Source organism: Nonomuraea wenchangensis (genome assembly GCF_900111685.1).
In the GTDB taxonomy this organism is placed as follows: Bacteria; Actinomycetota; Actinomycetes; order Streptosporangiales; family Streptosporangiaceae; genus Nonomuraea; species Nonomuraea wenchangensis.
In genome coordinates this window covers 120,284-134,193 of record NZ_FOHX01000016.1, presented here as the reverse complement: position 1 = coordinate 134,193, position 13,910 = coordinate 120,284, and the positions used below count along the sequence as shown (strand labels likewise).

Genomic DNA, 13,910 nt, shown 5'->3' with positions numbered 1-13,910 from the left:
CGATCGGGATGACTTTTGTCATTACGCTGGGGCCATGACGCGCGCCGACAAGGACAAACCGGTCGTTCTCTCCCGCATCTACACCCGTGCCGGCGACGACGGCACCACCAGGTTGAGCGACATGAGCACGACCGCCAAGACCGATCCCCGGCTGGCCGCGTACGCCGACGTGGAGGAGGCCAACGCCCACCTCGGGCTGGCCCTGTCGTTCGGCACCCTGCCGGGCGACCTGGCCGAGCTGCTGGCCCGGCTCCAGAACGAGCTCTTCGACGTCGGCGCCGATCTCGCCACGCCGGTCACGGACAACCCCGAGTTCCCGCCGCTGCGGGTCGAGCAGTCCTACGTCGACCGGCTGGAGGAGCAGTGCGACCGCCTCAACGAGGGCCTCAAGCCGCTGCGCAGCTTCATCCTGCCGGGCGGCGACCCCGCGACGGCGGCGCTGCACGTGGCCCGCGTGACCGTACGCCGGGCCGAGCGCACCACCTGGGCCGCCCTTGAGGTCCACGACGACATGAACCCGCTGACCGCGAAATATCTCAACCGGCTGTCGGACCTGCTGTTCATCGCCTGCCGCGTGGCCCACGGCGGCCAGGAGATCCTGTGGAAGCCCGGCGGCACTCGCTGAGCACCCCCGGCGCGGCGCTCAGGCCCGCGCTGAAGGCCCGTCAGGCCACGTCGAGGTAGGCACTGGGCGGCGCGGACTCCAGCCACGCCAGGAAGCCCGTGAGCGCGTCGGCGCTCATCGCCAGCGACACGTCCCGCGTGCTGCCGCTGCAGTCCACCGCGTAGAGCCCGTCGCCGAGCTCGCGACGGGCGGAAACGACGAGGCCGCGCCTCGCGATCGCGTGGCGCGGCCTCAGTCGGACGCCCAGGAGCGGAATCCAGTGGAGTTCCCCGTCTGCGTAACGGGCCACCCCGCTGCGCCAGCCGCGGGCACCGACCCGCAACCGGCAGGGTACGTTGCCGCGCGATCGCAACATGAACACGCGCGACACCACGAGGGCGGCAAGCAGCACTACGAGAACCACAACCGTCGCCACCATGCCGCCCCCCTGTAGCTCTGTTATACGTCTTCCCCCGCCGCGCGGAGCCGGGCCCTGGCACGCTTGGCCTCGATCGCCGCGTCGGCGTCTTCCTGGTTGGCCTCGATGGAGGCCTGAGCCCGGTCGAGCGCGTCACGGGCAGCCGCGACGTCGACCTCCGACCCGAGCTCGGCGACCTCGGCGAGCACGGACACCTCATTGTCGGCCACGGAGATGAACCCGCCGTGAACAGCCGCCACGAGGTCGACCTCGCCCTCCCGCTTCACGCGCAGCACGCCGCCCTCGACGAGAACGCCGAGCACAGGTGCATGTTGCGGCATAATACCGATCTCGCCGTCCACGGTCTTGGCAATCACCATGTCGGCCTCGCCAGACCAGATCTCACGCTCGGGTGAGACAACCCCTACGCGTAGCTTCGCCACTTGTGCAGGTTCCTTTCCGATCAGGTGGCGGCGCGGGACCGGGCCCGGGCCGCCACCGTATGGCGATTAGCGACGCTGGAGTTCCTTGGCCTTGGCCACGGCCTGCTCGATGCCGCCGACCATGAAGAACGCCTGCTCGGGCAGGTGGTCGTACTCACCCGCGCAGAGGCCCTTGAAGGAGGCGATGGTCTCGTCCAGCGGCACGGTCTCGCCCGGCTGACCGGTGAAGGCCTCGGCCGCGTACATCGGGTGCGACAGGAAGCGCTCGATGCGGCGGGCCCGCTGGACGGTGACCTTGTCCTCCTCGGACAGCTCGTCGATGCCGAGGATCGCGATGATGTCCTGGAGCTCGCGGTACTTCTGCAGGATCCGCTTGGTCTCCTGGGCCACCCGGTAGTGCTCCTCGCCCACGATCTGCGGGTCGAGGATCCGGGAGGAGGAGTCGAGCGGGTCCACCGCGGGGTAGATGCCCTTCTCCGAGATCGGCCGCGACAGAACGGTCTGCGCGTCGAGGTGCGCGAACGCGTTGTGCGGGGCCGGGTCGGTGATGTCGTCCGCGGGGACGTAGATCGCCTGCATGGAGGTGATCGAGTGACCGCGGGTCGAGGTGATGCGCTCCTGGAGCACGCCCATCTCGTCGGCCAGCGTGGGCTGGTAACCCACGGCCGACGGCATGCGGCCGAGCAGGGTGGAGACCTCGGAACCGGCCTGCGTGAAGCGGAAGATGTTGTCGATGAAGAGCAACACGTCCTGCTTCTGCACGTCGCGGAAGTACTCCGCCATGGTCAGCGCCGTCAGCGCGACCCGCAGACGGGTGCCCGGCGGCTCGTCCATCTGGCCGAAGACGAGCGCGGTGTCCTTGAGGACGTCCGCCTCCTCCATCTCCAGCCAGAGGTCGTTGCCCTCACGGGTGCGCTCGCCCACGCCGGCGAAGCACGAGGTGCCACCGAAGTTACGGGCGACGCGGCGGATCATCTCCTGGATGAGGACCGTCTTGCCCACGCCGGCGCCGCCGAACAGGCCGATCTTGCCACCCTGCACGTAGGGGGTGAGCAGGTCGATGACCTTGATGCCGGTGACGAGCAGCTCGGTGCGGGACTCGAGCTGGTCGAAGGCCGGGGCCGGACGGTGGATGCCCCACCGCTCGGTGATGTTCAGCGACGAGGTCGGGACGTCCAGCGTCTCGCCCAGCGCGTTCCATACGTGGCCCTTGACGACGTCCCCGACGGGCACCGAGATCGGGCCGCCGGTGTCCTGGACCGCCTGGCCGCGGACCAGGCCGTCGGTGGGCTGCATGGAGATGGCGCGGACCAGGTTGTCGCCGAGGTGCTGGGCGACCTCCAGGGTCAGCGTCCTGGTCTCGCCGCCGAGGGTGACCTCGACCTTGAGCGCGTTATAGATGTCGGGCATCGTGTCGACGCCGAACTCCACGTCGACGACGGCGCCGGTGACGCGCGCCACACGGCCGGTGCCGGCCGCGGCGGCTTCTACAGTTTCAACAGCCTCTGCAGTCATTTCACTCTTTCCCCGCTGCGGCGTCAGCGAGCGCGTTGGCGCCACCGACGATCTCGCTGATTTCCTGGGTGATCTCGGCCTGGCGAGCCTGGTTCATCTGCTGGGTGAGCACCCGCATCAGCTCGTTGGCGTTGTCGGTCGCCGACTTCATGGCGCGCCGCCTGGCGGCCTCCTCGGAGGCCGCCGACTGCAGCAGCGCGGTGAAGATCCGGGATTCCACGTAACGCGGAAGCAGCGACTCCAGCACGTCGCCGGCGGTCGGCTCGAACTCGAAGTACGGCGGAATCTGCGTGGACTCCGTGGCCTCGGTCTCCTCGACCTCCAACGGCAGAACGCGCTTGACGACGACGTTCTGGGTCAGCATCGAGACGAACTCGGTCGAGACGATGTGGATCTCGTCGATGCCGTTCTCGTCCTTGAACGAGTCGATGAGGACACCCGCGATCTCCTTGGCGTCGGCGTAGGCCGGCTTCCTGGAGAAGCCGACCCACTCGCCGCCCATCGTCCGGTTGCGGAAGGAGTGCCAGGTGACACCCTTGCGCCCGGAGACGAACGGGATGACCTCGAGACCACGGCTCTCCAGCAGCCCGCGCAGGGCCTCGGCCTCACGCAGCACGTTCGCGTTGAAGCCGCCGCAGAACCCGCTGTCGCTCGTGACGATCAGGACGCCCGCCTTGGCGGGGTTGTCCTTCGCCACGGTCAGCGGATGGTCGACGCTGGCCGCGTTGCTGACGACGCCGGTCACGGCGCGGGTGATCTCGCGCTCGTACGGCAGCGCCGCCTGCATCCGTTGCTGCGCCCGCACGATCCGTGAGGAGGCGATGAGCTCCTGGGCGCGCGTGATCTTCGCGGTCGACTTGACCGAGCTGATCCGCCGCCGCAGCAGCCTGAGCTGGGCACCCATGGATTACTTCCCCGTCGCCGGGCGGACGACCTTCTTGATCTTCTCCTGGCCGACCTCGCCGGCCTCCAGCGGCGCGACCGGCTCGTCCTTCACCAGCAGCTCGCCCGAGGAGGTGGTGAAGCCCTTCTTGAACTCCGTGATGGCGTCCTTGAGGGTGGTGACCGTGTCGTCGCCCATGTCCTTCGTCTCGCGGATGCTGTCGAAGACGCCCTTGCGCGAGGACTGCAGGTAGTCGAGGAACTCGGCCTCGAACCGGCGGATGTCCTCGACCGGCACCTCGTCCAGCTCACCGGTGGTGCCGGCCCACACCGACACGACCTGGCGCTCCACGGGGAACGGGGAGTATTGGGGCTGCTTGAGCAGCTCGACCAGCCGCTGACCGCGCTCCAGCTGAGCCCGGGAGGCGGCGTCGAGGTCGGAGGCGAACGAGGCGAACGCCTCCAGGTCGCGGTACTGGGACAGCGACAGCTTCAGCGTGCCGGCGACCTTGCGCATGGCCTTGACCTGCGCGGAACCGCCGACTCGGGAGACGGAGATACCGACGTTGATGGCCGGGCGGACACCGGCGTTGAACAGGTCGGTCTCCAGGAAGCACTGACCGTCGGTGATGGAGATGACGTTGGTCGGGATGAACGCCGACACGTCGTTGCCCTTGGTCTCGATGATCGGCAGACCCGTCATCGAACCGCCGCCCATGTCGTCCGACAGCCTGGCGCAGCGCTCCAGGAGCCGGGAGTGGAGGTAGAAGACGTCGCCGGGGAAGGCCTCGCGGCCCGGCGGGCGACGCAGCAGCAGGGACACGGCGCGGTAGGCGTCGGCCTGCTTGGTCAGGTCGTCGAAGACGATGAGGACGTGCTTGCCCTGGTACATCCAGTGCTGGCCGATGGCCGAACCGGTGTAGGGGGCGAGGTACTTGTAGCCGGCCGGGTCGGAGGCGGGAGCGGCGACGATGGTGGTGTACTCCATCGCGCCGGCCTCCTCGAGCCGGGCCTTGACCTGCGCGATCGTGGAGCCCTTCTGGCCGACCGCGACGTAGACGCAGCGGACCTGCTGCGTCGGGTCGCCGGAGGCCCAGGCCTCGCGCTGGTTGAGGATGGTGTCGACGGCGATCGCGGTCTTGCCCGTGCCGCGGTCACCGATGATCAGCTGGCGCTGGCCACGGCCGATCGGCGTCATGGCGTCGATCGCCTTGATGCCGGTCTGCAGCGGCTGCTTCACCGGCTGCCGCTGGACGACCGAGGGGGCCTGCAGCTCAAGGGCACGCGTGCCCTCGGCGGTGATGGCGCCCTTGCCGTCGAGGGGGTTGCCCAGGGGGTCGACCACACGGCCGAGGAAGTCGTCGCCGACGGGCACGGACAGGACCTCGCCCGTCCTGCGGACCGTCTGGCCCTCCTCGATGCCGCTGAAGTCGCCCAGGATCACGACACCGATCTCACGGGTGTCGAGGTTGAGCGCCAGGCCGCGCGTGCCGTTCTCGAACTCGAGCAGCTCGTTCGCCATCGCCGAGGGCAGGCCGGAGACATGGGCGATGCCGTCGCCGGCGTCGACGACGGTCCCGATCTCCTCGCGCGCGGCGCCTTCCGGTTCGTACGCCTGGACGAAGCGCTCAAGCGCGTCCCGGATCTCGTCCGGCCGGATCGTAAGCTCCGCCATCTCTACTCTGTCTCCCTATTTCGCCTAGCCGGCCAACCGGCGGCGGACTTCTTCGATTCGTCCCACGATGGTGGTGTCGATGATCTCGTCGCCGATGCGGACCGAGAACCCACCGAGCACTCGCTTGTCCACCTCGACATTCAGGTGCACGTCACGCCCGTACGAGGTGCGCAGCCACGACGCCAGGCGTCGCTTCTGCGCCTCGGTCAGCTCGACCGCGGTGCGCACCACCGCCACGAGGCGCTGGCGCTGCTGGGCCACGAGCTGGCCGAACTCCTCGAGCCCTGCTTCCAGGCTACGTCCTCGCGGGTGCAGAACCACCTGCGTGATGAGGCGCAGGCTGGTGGGCGCAACCTTGCCGCCGAGCAGGTCGCTCAGCAGCTGCCGCTTGCCGGCGGCGGGGGCCGTCGGGTCGGCGAGCGCGCGGCGCAGGTCGGGGCTGCCGGCCACGACGCGTCCGAAGCGGAAGAGCTCGTCCTCCACGTCGTCGAGCCGCGACTGGCCCTCCGCCTCCGCGGCCGCGGCGATCACGCCCAGCCGTTCGAGCACGTCGGCGAGGTCGCCGGCCCGCGACCAGCGAGCCGCGACCGCGCTCTCGACGGTGGCCAGCGCGGCCGCGCCGACCTTGCCCTCAAGCAGCGCGCGCACGGTGCGCGTCTTGGCCTCCGCCGGCCTGGCCTGGTCGGACAGGGCGCGGCGCAGGCCGTGCTCGCGGTCGAGCAGATCCGCCACCGCGAACAGCTCGTCGGAGAGCGTCCCGAGGTCGGCAGTGCCGGCCGCCGCGTTGAACCGCTCCTCGACCTCGGCCAGCGACGTCCTGCTCAGACCGCGCATCAGCGCACCGCCTGCGCGTTGGAGCTCTCCAGCTCGTCGAGGAACCGGTCGACGATGCGGCTCTGCCGGGCCTCGTCCTCCAGCGACTCGCCCACGATGCGGCCCGCGAGCTCGGTCGACAGGCGGCCGATCTCGGTGCGGAGCTGCGCGAAGGCGGCCTGACGGTCGGCCTCGATCTGCACGTGCGCGGCCTCGACGAGGCGGCGGGCCTCGGCCTGCGCCTCCTCGCGGAGCTCGACCTTGATCTGCGCGGCCTGCTCGCGGGCGTCCTCGCGGAGCCTGGCGGCCTCGCGCCGGGCCTCCTCAAGGTTGGCCGCGTACTGGCGCTGGAGCTCCTGCGCCTGGGCCTGGGCCTCTTCGGCCCGCTTGATGCCGCCCTCGATCGCGTCCGTCCGCTCAGCCAGCGTCTTCTGGATGCGCGGCACGAGCATGCGCCCGACGACGAGGAAGACGACGAGGAACGCGAAGATACCGACGACGAGCTCGTACGTGTGCGGGATGAGAGGGTTGCCTGCCCCCTCCGCGGCGAGGAGCGAAGCTGCCTTAACAACCATGTTGCAGCCTTTCGTCAGTTGAGGGCTGTCAGATGCCCGAGAAGATGAACGGCGCCACCAGGCCGATCAGGGCGAGGGCCTCGGTGAGGACGAAGCCGAGGAGCATGTTCTGGCGGATCAGGCCGTAAGCCTCGGGCTGGCGCGCGATGGCCTGCACGCCCTGACCGAAGATGATGCCGACGCCGATGCCGGGGCCGATGGCGGCGAGACCGTAACCGATGGCGGTGACGTTGCCGGAGACCTCAGCGAGAACGCTCATTGTTCTTATTCCTTTACTTAACGGCCGGTGAAGTGGGTATCACCGGTCATGGACATTCCGTGTGGTGTGCGTGGGACTCAGTGCTCAGCGTGCAGCGAGTTGCCGATGTACATCGCCGCCAGCATCGCGAACAGGAAGGCCTGCAGGAACTGGATGAACATCTCGAAGCCGGTCAGGACGATGGTCATCAACACACCGAGGACACCGACAGGGGCGCCCAGCGGGGTCAGCTTCTCGAACAGGAACCAGAAGCCGACCATGCTGAAGAAGGCCAGCAGCATGTGACCCGCGAACATGTTCGCGAAGAGTCGTACCGCGTGCGTGAAGGGCGCGATGATCAGGTTCGACAGGAACTCGATCGGCGCGAGCAGCACGTAGATGAACTTGGGCAGGCCGGGGGGGAACATCATGTTCTTGAAGTAGCCGACCGGGCCCTGGTGCTTCATGCCGAGGTAGATCTTGAGGATGTAGATCAGGCCGGCGAGCACCGCGGGGAAGGCGATGTGCGAGGCGACCGGGAACTGCAGCACGGGGATGACGCCCATGAGGTTCCACACCAGGACCAGGAAGAAGATCGAGACCAGCAGGCCCATCCACCGGTCGGCGTCCTTGCCCAGGAAGGGCCGGGCGACCTGGTCGCGGACGAACATGTAGCCGTACTCGACGACGTTCTGCAGACCCCTCGGCACCACCTTGGGGTTGGCGAAGGCGCCCCAGCACAGGACGATCACCACGACCGAGGCGAGCAGGGCGAGCAGGACCGGCTTGGTGAACCAGTCCACCCCCGGGATGATGGGGGGCAGGTTGAACAGCTCTTCAGGCGTAGGCGCCCCGAACTGATCGCCATGAGGAGCGAGGACCGTCAGCGCACTCACGCGGCGTTCCCTTCAACGTCGTAGTGGATCACAAGAGTTACCTCGGCGGAGTGATCGCTGCGCCGGGTTAGCGACCGAACTTCCGGTAGGCCAGGTAGCCGGCGAGCACAACCCCAAGAACCACGCCTATGGGGAAGAACGCGGACATGCCCAACCACCGGTCCAGCAACCACCCGAGACCGCCGTAGATGGCCATCCCTGAGAGCAGATAGCTGGGGACTGACCACATGGCGTCGGCGAAGTCGCGACCGTCTGTCTCCGGTCGGCGTTCCTGTGCGCTCATCGCGGCCCCGACGATAGCAGGCGAGTAGAGGACTAGTCATATCGGGCCCCGCCCAAGGGAACGGCCTCATGAGTCACCCTGTCCGGGGACCTTGGCCTCGGGGTCGACGTACAGCATCTTGGTCTTCATGAAGGCGCGGACCTCGAACCCGGTCCACACGAGGGTGCAGATCACGACCGACCAAGCGAAAGCGAGGGTGTTCCAGACCGTGGTGTCGCGGAACGCGTTGAGCACGATCATGATGACGACGACCTTGACGAGATAGCTCACCATCGCCGCGATCGCCATCACCTGCGGGGACACCCGGGCGGCGTAGGAGACCGCCACCACACTGATGCTGAAGAAGACCCCGACCAGCAGCGTGCCCAGGGCGGCGCCCAGCGCACCCTTGCCGCCGGCGGTCAGAAGAGCGACGACCACCGCGGCCACCCCGACCACGAGGGTCGGAATCGCGGCGCTCTTGAGTACGCGCACGTCGTTGGCCTGCATCGGTGCTCCATCAGCGAGTTATCAAGCGAGCGTTTGCTACCCCGCGGACAAGTGCATCGGGGGTCCCTGCTCGTGAAAGATATCACAAGCTCACGGAAGACCGCTTTTACCTGCCGTTTCTAGTTCGCGATCAAGAACGGCTCGGAAAGGCGGGAATGACCGGATTGCCGTCGGCCGCCGCCGAACGCTGCGCCCCCGGCCCGCCCGGCGGCTGCATCCGCCGCCCGACCTCGGGCTCCGGCGGGATCGGCGGCATCGGGCCCGTGGGCGGGCCGTCGTCGTCGGACCGCTTGCCGCGCGAGGCCGCGTGCGTGCCGGCCCGGCCCCGCCAGCGCGGCAGCGCCATCAGCACGAGCACCACCAGCGCGAACACGATGACCACCGGGAACAGCAGCACCGGCACGCCGATCGTGGACATGCCCACGATGCCGAAGGCGAACAGGAACGCCCAGGCGTACATGATGAGCACCGACCTGCGGTGGGAGTGGCCGATGTCCATCAGCCGGTGGTGCAGGTGGCCACGGTCGGGCGCGAACGGCGACAACCCCCGCGAGGTGCGCCGCACGACCGCCGTGATGAGGTCGACCAGCGGCAGGATCAGCACCGCCGCCGGCAGCAGCAGCGGCAGCAGCACCGGCACCTTGTTCATGCCCTCGATGATCCCCGGGTCGACCGGGGTGGTGACGATGGACGAGGCCAGCACGAGCCCGATGAGCATCGCCCCGGTGTCGCCCATGAAGATCTTCGCGGGATGGAAGTTGTGCGGCAGGAAGCCGAGGCAGGTGCCGATGAGCAGGGCCGCGATGGCCGCCGTCGTGGTGATGCGCGGGCCGCTGATGTTGACGGCCAGGAAGATCGAGTAGGCCCAGGTGGCCATGCCCGCGATGCAGACGATCCCCGCCGCGAGGCCGTCGAGGCCGTCGACGAAGTTGACCGCGTTGATCGTGACCACCACGACCATGATGGTGATCACGGTGCTGAGCGTGGGGTCGAGGCTGATGGAGCCGCCCCAGTTCTGGGGCAGCGGGATGTAGAGCAGGCGCAGGTCGAAGAAGACCAGCACGCCCGCCGCCGCGACCTGGCCGCCGAGCTTGATGAAGGCGTCCATGCCCCACCAGTCGTCGAGGAACCCGGTCAGCGTGATCAGCCCGCCGGCCACGATGAGCGCCGTGACCGCGTTGACGTCGGTCTCGGTCAGTGCCTTGCCCGTGTGCGTGAGCTGGCTGGCGACCAGCAACCCCGCCACCAGTCCGCCGTACATCGCCAGACCGCCCAGGCGGGGCGTCGGCGTGGTGTGCACGTCGCGATCACGAACCTCCGGCATGGCGCCGATGCGGATCGCGAAGCGGCGCACGAGCGGAACCAGCAGATAGGTCACCGCCGCCGCGATGAGCGCCATGAACAGGTATTCGCGCACGAGCCTAGTCTCCCGGATGTCCCGGCCATGTGTGACCGGAAAACGACACAGACCAGCTTAATATTCGCTGAGATATGGCCGATATATGGCCAGCAGCGCCTCGACTCCCTCCCTGACCTCCTCGGCGGCGCCCGGATCGCGGACCGCTGCCGCCACGAGCCTGCCGACCTCCTTCAGCTCCTCCGGCCCCAGCCCCTGCGTGGTGACGCAGGGCGTCCCCACCCGGATTCCCGAGGTGACAGCCGGGGGCTCCGGGTCGTACGGGATGGCGTTGCGGTTGAGCGTGATGCCCGCCGCGGCGCAGCGCCGCTCGGCCTCCGCCCCCGTCACCCCCGTGTCGCGCAGGTCCACCAGCGCCAGATGCGTGTCGGTGCCGCCCGAGACCGCCCGCATCCCCTCCGCGCCCAGCGCCTCGGCGAGCGCGCGGGCGTTGGCGACCACCCGGCGCGCGTAACCGGCGAACTCCGGCCGCAACGCCTCGCCGAACGCCACCGCCTTGGCCGCCACCACGTGCATCAGCGGCCCGCCCTGCAGGAACGGGAACACCGCCCGGTCGATCCTGTCGGCCAGCTCGGCGGTGCACAGGATCGCCCCGCCGCGCGGCCCGCGCAGCGTCTTGTGGGTGGTGAACGTCACGATGTCCGCGTACGGGACCGGCGACGGGACCGCACCGCCCGCCATCAGCCCGATCGGATGGGCCGCGTCCGCCAGCAGCCACGCCCCCACCTCGTCGGCGATGCCGCGGAAGGCCGCGTAGTCGATCAGCCTCGGGTACGCCGTGGCGCCGCACACGATGACCTTCGGCCGATGCCGCAGCGCCAGGTCCCGCACCTCGTCGTAGTCGATCAGTTCGGTGTCCCTTCGCACCCCGTACGGCACGACGTCGAACCACCGTCCCGAGAAGTTCACCTTCGAGCCATGGGTGAGATGGCCGCCGTGCGGCAGGGCCATGGCCAGCATCGTGTCGCCGGGACGGAGGACCGCGGCGTAGGCGGCCAGGTTCGCCGAGGCGCCGGAATGGGGCTGGACGTTGGCGTGCTCGGCGCCGAACAGCCTGATGGCGCGCTCGACGGCCAGCCGCTCGGCGCGGTCCACCACCTCGCAGCCGCCGTAGTAGCGACGGCCCGGGTAGCCTTCGGCGTACTTGTTGGTCAGAGTCGAGCCCAGAGCGGCCAGGACGGCGGGCGAGGTGAAGTTCTCGCTCGCGATGAGCTGCAGGCCGTGGCGCTCGCGGGCCAGCTCGTCGAGCAGCACCTCGGCGAGCTCGGGATCCTTCCGCCGCAGCAGCCCGAAGTCCGGGCCGTAGTAGGGTTCCGCACCCATTCCCCCACTGTACGACCCGGTGTCCGGTTCTCCCAGGAGCGGGGCCGGACGTCTAGGGGAAGGCGTGGGGGGCGCTCGTCTTCGCCGGGATCCAGCGGGGCGTGTCGTGAGCTTCGTCACTGATCGCCGTCAGCACCGCGTGCCGGTAGACGGCCAACCTGGTGCGCCACTCGCGGATGTCCTGGACGTACCGCTCGCCTACCGGGGCGTCCCACGTCTGGGGGCTCCTGGCCAGGTTGAACGCCTTGTCCAGGGTCGTCCTGAGTGACTCCAGCTGGGGCAGGACGGTCTGCCAGGCGATGACCAGGCGCTGGTACTCCGGGTTGAACTCCCAGGCGGCGGGCTGGTTGTCCAGGGGGCCGGTGGAGGTGGCCGGGGGGCGCTCGTCCACCGCTTTGGGGCGGGGCGCCGGCGGGTCGACGTACATCACGCGTTCCTTTCCGGCGTCTGGGCGGTTCGGCGGTCTGGCCGGTCGGCTTGGTCGGGCCTGTCGGCTTGGTCGGGCCGGTCGGCTTGGTCGGGCCTGGCGGCATGGCCGGGCCGGTCGGGCTCGATCGTGCCCGGTGGGCCGTCGGGGCGGATGCGGTCCTGGACGGGCCAGGCGCCGGTGCCGTGGTCGCCGGGCTGGATCCGTACGGACGGGAGGTCCTGGGGCTGAAGGTCGCGGTGATGGTCGGCGACGATGCGCGGGGCGTCCTGATCGAGCTGTGTCACCTCGGCGGACCCCACGTCGCCACCGGCCACGGCCCACCCGGGGACCTCTCCCCCAGCCGTGATCCGCACCTGTGCACCACCTTGAGCCCCGCCGCCCTCCGCCCCTGGGGCGTCGGCCGCCGGCGGTGTCGGCGGGATGACCACTCCTTGGTTCCCGCCCGGCGCCGAACCGGCGTCATCGCGGGCCGTGCCCGCGTCACCCGGCGTCGTGCGGTCGCCGCTCGGCGTCGTGCGCTCACCGTCCGGCGTCGTGCGTTCGCCGCTTGGCGTCGTCGTGCCGGTGTCGCCGGGAGCGGTACCTGTGTTGCCGTCCTGGTTGGAGCCGCCACCAGGTGGCGTGGGATCCGCGCCACCGGACTCCGAGCCGATGCCGCCAGGGGTCGCGCCCGTGCCGCCTGAGGGGGCGCCGGCGTCTCCCGTGCCTGTGCCCCCAGTCGTCGTGCCGTTGCCGCCCGGGGTGCGGTCGGTGGTGGAGTCGCAGCCTGTGCCCGTACCCGTGCCCGTGCCGGTACCCGTGTCCGTGCCCGTGTTCGGGGGCTTGTCGTCGATCGGCGTGATGGTCGTCGCGTTGCTGTCGTCGCGTGGGTAGGCGGCATCGACGGTGCCGGGGGCGGTGGGGTGAGGGGTGCCGCTGGTGGGGTCGTTCGGGTTGATGGAGCCGGAGGCGCCGTCGGGGCGGATGTCGCCTCCGGCCCATTCGCCCTTGCCGTACTCGCCTGCCGGCGCCTCGACGCGTGGCATGTCCTGAGGTGGGATGGCGCCGGTGTCGGTCGTGGGCGGTTTGGGCATATCGGCCGGTTGGATCTGGTCGGCGTTCCTGAGCATGTCCTCGACCTGCTCGGCCGTGGGCGGGTCCAAGGGGATCTGGAGGACTTTGACTCCGTCCACTTCGACGACGTGGGGTTTTGTGGCTGCTGTGTCGTCAGGGTGGTTTTTAGCGGGGGTGTCGGTGACGCCGTTGTCGTCCCTTCTCGTCCCCGTCCCCGTGTCGGTGCCTGTGCCTGTGTCCTTGTCGGTCCCGGTCCCGGCGTTCTTGTCCCCGGTGCCGTCACAGGTCTTCCCGTCGGCGTCGGGCTTCCCGTCGGAGCCCTTCTTCCCGTCAGCGTCAGGCTTCCCGTCAGAACCCGTCTTGCCGTCCTCCCCCGTCTTCCCGTCGGCGCCCTTCTTCTCATCAGCGCCCGTCTTGCCGTCAGCACCCGTCTTGCCGTCGGAGCTCTTCTTCTCGTCAGTGTCGGTCTTGCCGTCAGCGCCGGTCCTGCTGTCCGCGCCCGTCTTGCCGTCGGCGTCGGTCTTCGGGGTTTCGTGGGTGCCAGGGGACACTGGGTCTGCGCGGCGGGTGGTGTCGGGTTTGTCCGGCTTTTCGGCCCGTTTCTCCAGCACCGCGAGCCGCCCGTTCACGTCCTTGACCATGGCGTCGACGGCGTCGGCGACCTGGGCGGGCCGGTGCGTGGTCCGTGCCGACACCCCGGCGCGGCCGAGCGCGGACCGGACGCGGTCCTCGACCGCCCGCATCTCCGTGGCCGCGTGCTTCGCCTCGGTCAGCAGCTCGCGCACGAGCTTGGGATCCATGCCGTCGTACTTGCCCATGGGCCACTCCCCGACGTCTCGCCGCTCCGGGCCTCACC

At 69.4% G+C, this 13,910-nt stretch carries 16 protein-coding genes; 1 reads left to right on the top strand and 15 read right to left on the bottom strand.

The genetic code is table 11. From position 1 onward, the window contains the following. Positions 1-34 precede the first annotated feature (34 nt). Positions 35-625, top strand: a complete 591-nt coding sequence (locus BMW85_RS36430; RefSeq protein WP_091090852.1) for a cob(I)yrinic acid a,c-diamide adenosyltransferase — start codon at positions 35-37, stop codon at positions 623-625. Positions 626-665: 40 nt separating this feature from the next. On the opposite strand, the gene BMW85_RS36425 is transcribed toward BMW85_RS36430, so the two are convergent. The 15 genes from BMW85_RS36425 to BMW85_RS36355 all read right to left on the bottom strand — a co-directional run bounded on the left by BMW85_RS36425 (position 666) and on the right by BMW85_RS36355 (position 13,872). Then, entirely contained in the window at positions 666-1,043 is a 378-nt protein-coding gene (locus BMW85_RS36425) for a DUF2550 domain-containing protein (protein ID WP_091090850.1), read from the bottom strand. Positions 1,044-1,063: 20 nt separating this feature from the next. Further along, positions 1,064-1,465 carry a F0F1 ATP synthase subunit epsilon gene (locus BMW85_RS36420; protein WP_091090848.1) on the bottom strand — a complete coding sequence of 134 codons (402 nt, stop codon included), beginning with the start codon at positions 1,463-1,465 and terminating at the stop codon, positions 1,064-1,066. A 66-nt stretch (positions 1,466-1,531) separates the two neighbouring features. Beyond that, the gene (atpD, locus tag BMW85_RS36415) at positions 1,532-2,980 is read right to left on the bottom strand and encodes a F0F1 ATP synthase subunit beta (protein WP_091090845.1); all 1,449 of its coding nucleotides are present in this window, start codon (positions 2,978-2,980) and stop codon (positions 1,532-1,534) included. A gap of 1 nt (position 2,981) precedes the next feature. Next, positions 2,982-3,884, bottom strand: coding sequence for a F0F1 ATP synthase subunit gamma (locus BMW85_RS36410; RefSeq protein ID WP_091090842.1), 903 nt, complete (start codon positions 3,882-3,884; stop codon positions 2,982-2,984). Positions 3,885-3,887: 3 nt separating this feature from the next. Then, complete coding sequence (gene atpA / locus BMW85_RS36405) at positions 3,888-5,537, bottom strand: F0F1 ATP synthase subunit alpha (RefSeq protein ID WP_091090839.1); 1,650 nt, start codon at positions 5,535-5,537, stop codon at positions 3,888-3,890. A gap of 24 nt (positions 5,538-5,561) precedes the next feature. Continuing rightward, positions 5,562-6,371 carry a F0F1 ATP synthase subunit delta gene (locus BMW85_RS36400; RefSeq protein WP_091090835.1) on the bottom strand — a complete coding sequence of 270 codons (810 nt, stop codon included), beginning with the start codon at positions 6,369-6,371 and terminating at the stop codon, positions 5,562-5,564. Continuing rightward, on the bottom strand, positions 6,371-6,925 hold the full coding sequence (locus BMW85_RS36395; protein ID WP_091090832.1) for a F0F1 ATP synthase subunit B: 555 nt from the start codon (positions 6,923-6,925) through the stop codon (positions 6,371-6,373). Before BMW85_RS36395 ends, BMW85_RS36400 begins: the two co-directional genes overlap by 1 nt. A 28-nt stretch (positions 6,926-6,953) precedes the next feature. Beyond that, complete coding sequence (gene atpE / locus BMW85_RS36390; RefSeq protein ID WP_020546689.1) at positions 6,954-7,184, bottom strand: ATP synthase F0 subunit C; 231 nt, start codon at positions 7,182-7,184, stop codon at positions 6,954-6,956. Positions 7,185-7,261: 77 nt separating this feature from the next. After that, entirely contained in the window at positions 7,262-8,059 is a 798-nt protein-coding gene (gene atpB, locus BMW85_RS36385) for a F0F1 ATP synthase subunit A (protein WP_177241068.1), read from the bottom strand. Positions 8,060-8,126: 67 nt separating this feature from the next. Then, positions 8,127-8,342 (bottom strand): AtpZ/AtpI family protein, encoded by a 216-nt coding sequence (locus BMW85_RS36380; RefSeq protein ID WP_245775267.1) that lies wholly within the window; start codon positions 8,340-8,342, stop codon positions 8,127-8,129. Between the two features lie 66 nt (positions 8,343-8,408). After that, on the bottom strand, positions 8,409-8,831 hold the full coding sequence (locus BMW85_RS36375; RefSeq protein ID WP_091090828.1) for a Cg1360 family ATP-synthase-associated protein: 423 nt from the start codon (positions 8,829-8,831) through the stop codon (positions 8,409-8,411). A gap of 130 nt (positions 8,832-8,961) precedes the next feature. Further along, positions 8,962-10,248, bottom strand: a complete 1,287-nt coding sequence (locus tag BMW85_RS36370; protein ID WP_177241067.1) for a glycosyltransferase family 4 protein — start codon at positions 10,246-10,248, stop codon at positions 8,962-8,964. Positions 10,249-10,305: 57 nt separating this feature from the next. Next, complete coding sequence (locus BMW85_RS36365) at positions 10,306-11,571, bottom strand: serine hydroxymethyltransferase (protein WP_091090826.1); 1,266 nt, start codon at positions 11,569-11,571, stop codon at positions 10,306-10,308. Positions 11,572-11,623: 52 nt separating this feature from the next. After that, complete coding sequence (locus tag BMW85_RS36360) at positions 11,624-11,998, bottom strand: hypothetical protein (RefSeq protein WP_091090824.1); 375 nt, start codon at positions 11,996-11,998, stop codon at positions 11,624-11,626. Beyond that, entirely contained in the window at positions 11,998-13,872 is a 1,875-nt protein-coding gene (locus BMW85_RS36355) for a collagen-like domain-containing protein (protein WP_091090822.1), read from the bottom strand. Before BMW85_RS36355 ends, BMW85_RS36360 begins: the two co-directional genes overlap by 1 nt. Positions 13,873-13,910: the final 38 nt, after the last annotated feature.

Coding starts and splice junctions, on each gene's coding strand:
- BMW85_RS36355 (WP_091090822.1), bottom strand. CDS start 13,872: ATGGGCAAGTACGACGGCATGGATCCCAAGCTCGTGCGCGAGCTGCTG.
- atpA (WP_091090839.1), bottom strand. CDS start 5,537: ATGGCGGAGCTTACGATCCGGCCGGACGAGATCCGGGACGCGCTTGAG.
- BMW85_RS36375 (WP_091090828.1), bottom strand. CDS start 8,831: ATGCAGGCCAACGACGTGCGCGTACTCAAGAGCGCCGCGATTCCGACC.
- BMW85_RS36380 (WP_245775267.1), bottom strand. CDS start 8,342: ATGAGCGCACAGGAACGCCGACCGGAGACAGACGGTCGCGACTTCGCC.
- BMW85_RS36365 (WP_091090826.1), bottom strand. CDS start 11,571: ATGGGTGCGGAACCCTACTACGGCCCGGACTTCGGGCTGCTGCGGCGG.
- atpD (WP_091090845.1), bottom strand. CDS start 2,980: ATGACTGCAGAGGCTGTTGAAACTGTAGAAGCCGCCGCGGCCGGCACC.
- atpE (WP_020546689.1), bottom strand. CDS start 7,184: ATGAGCGTTCTCGCTGAGGTCTCCGGCAACGTCACCGCCATCGGTTAC.
- BMW85_RS36425 (WP_091090850.1), bottom strand. CDS start 1,043: ATGGTGGCGACGGTTGTGGTTCTCGTAGTGCTGCTTGCCGCCCTCGTG.
- BMW85_RS36410 (WP_091090842.1), bottom strand. CDS start 3,884: ATGGGTGCCCAGCTCAGGCTGCTGCGGCGGCGGATCAGCTCGGTCAAG.
- BMW85_RS36430 (WP_091090852.1), top strand. CDS start 35: ATGACGCGCGCCGACAAGGACAAACCGGTCGTTCTCTCCCGCATCTAC.
- BMW85_RS36400 (WP_091090835.1), bottom strand. CDS start 6,371: ATGCGCGGTCTGAGCAGGACGTCGCTGGCCGAGGTCGAGGAGCGGTTC.
- BMW85_RS36395 (WP_091090832.1), bottom strand. CDS start 6,925: ATGGTTGTTAAGGCAGCTTCGCTCCTCGCCGCGGAGGGGGCAGGCAAC.
- BMW85_RS36360 (WP_091090824.1), bottom strand. CDS start 11,998: ATGTACGTCGACCCGCCGGCGCCCCGCCCCAAAGCGGTGGACGAGCGC.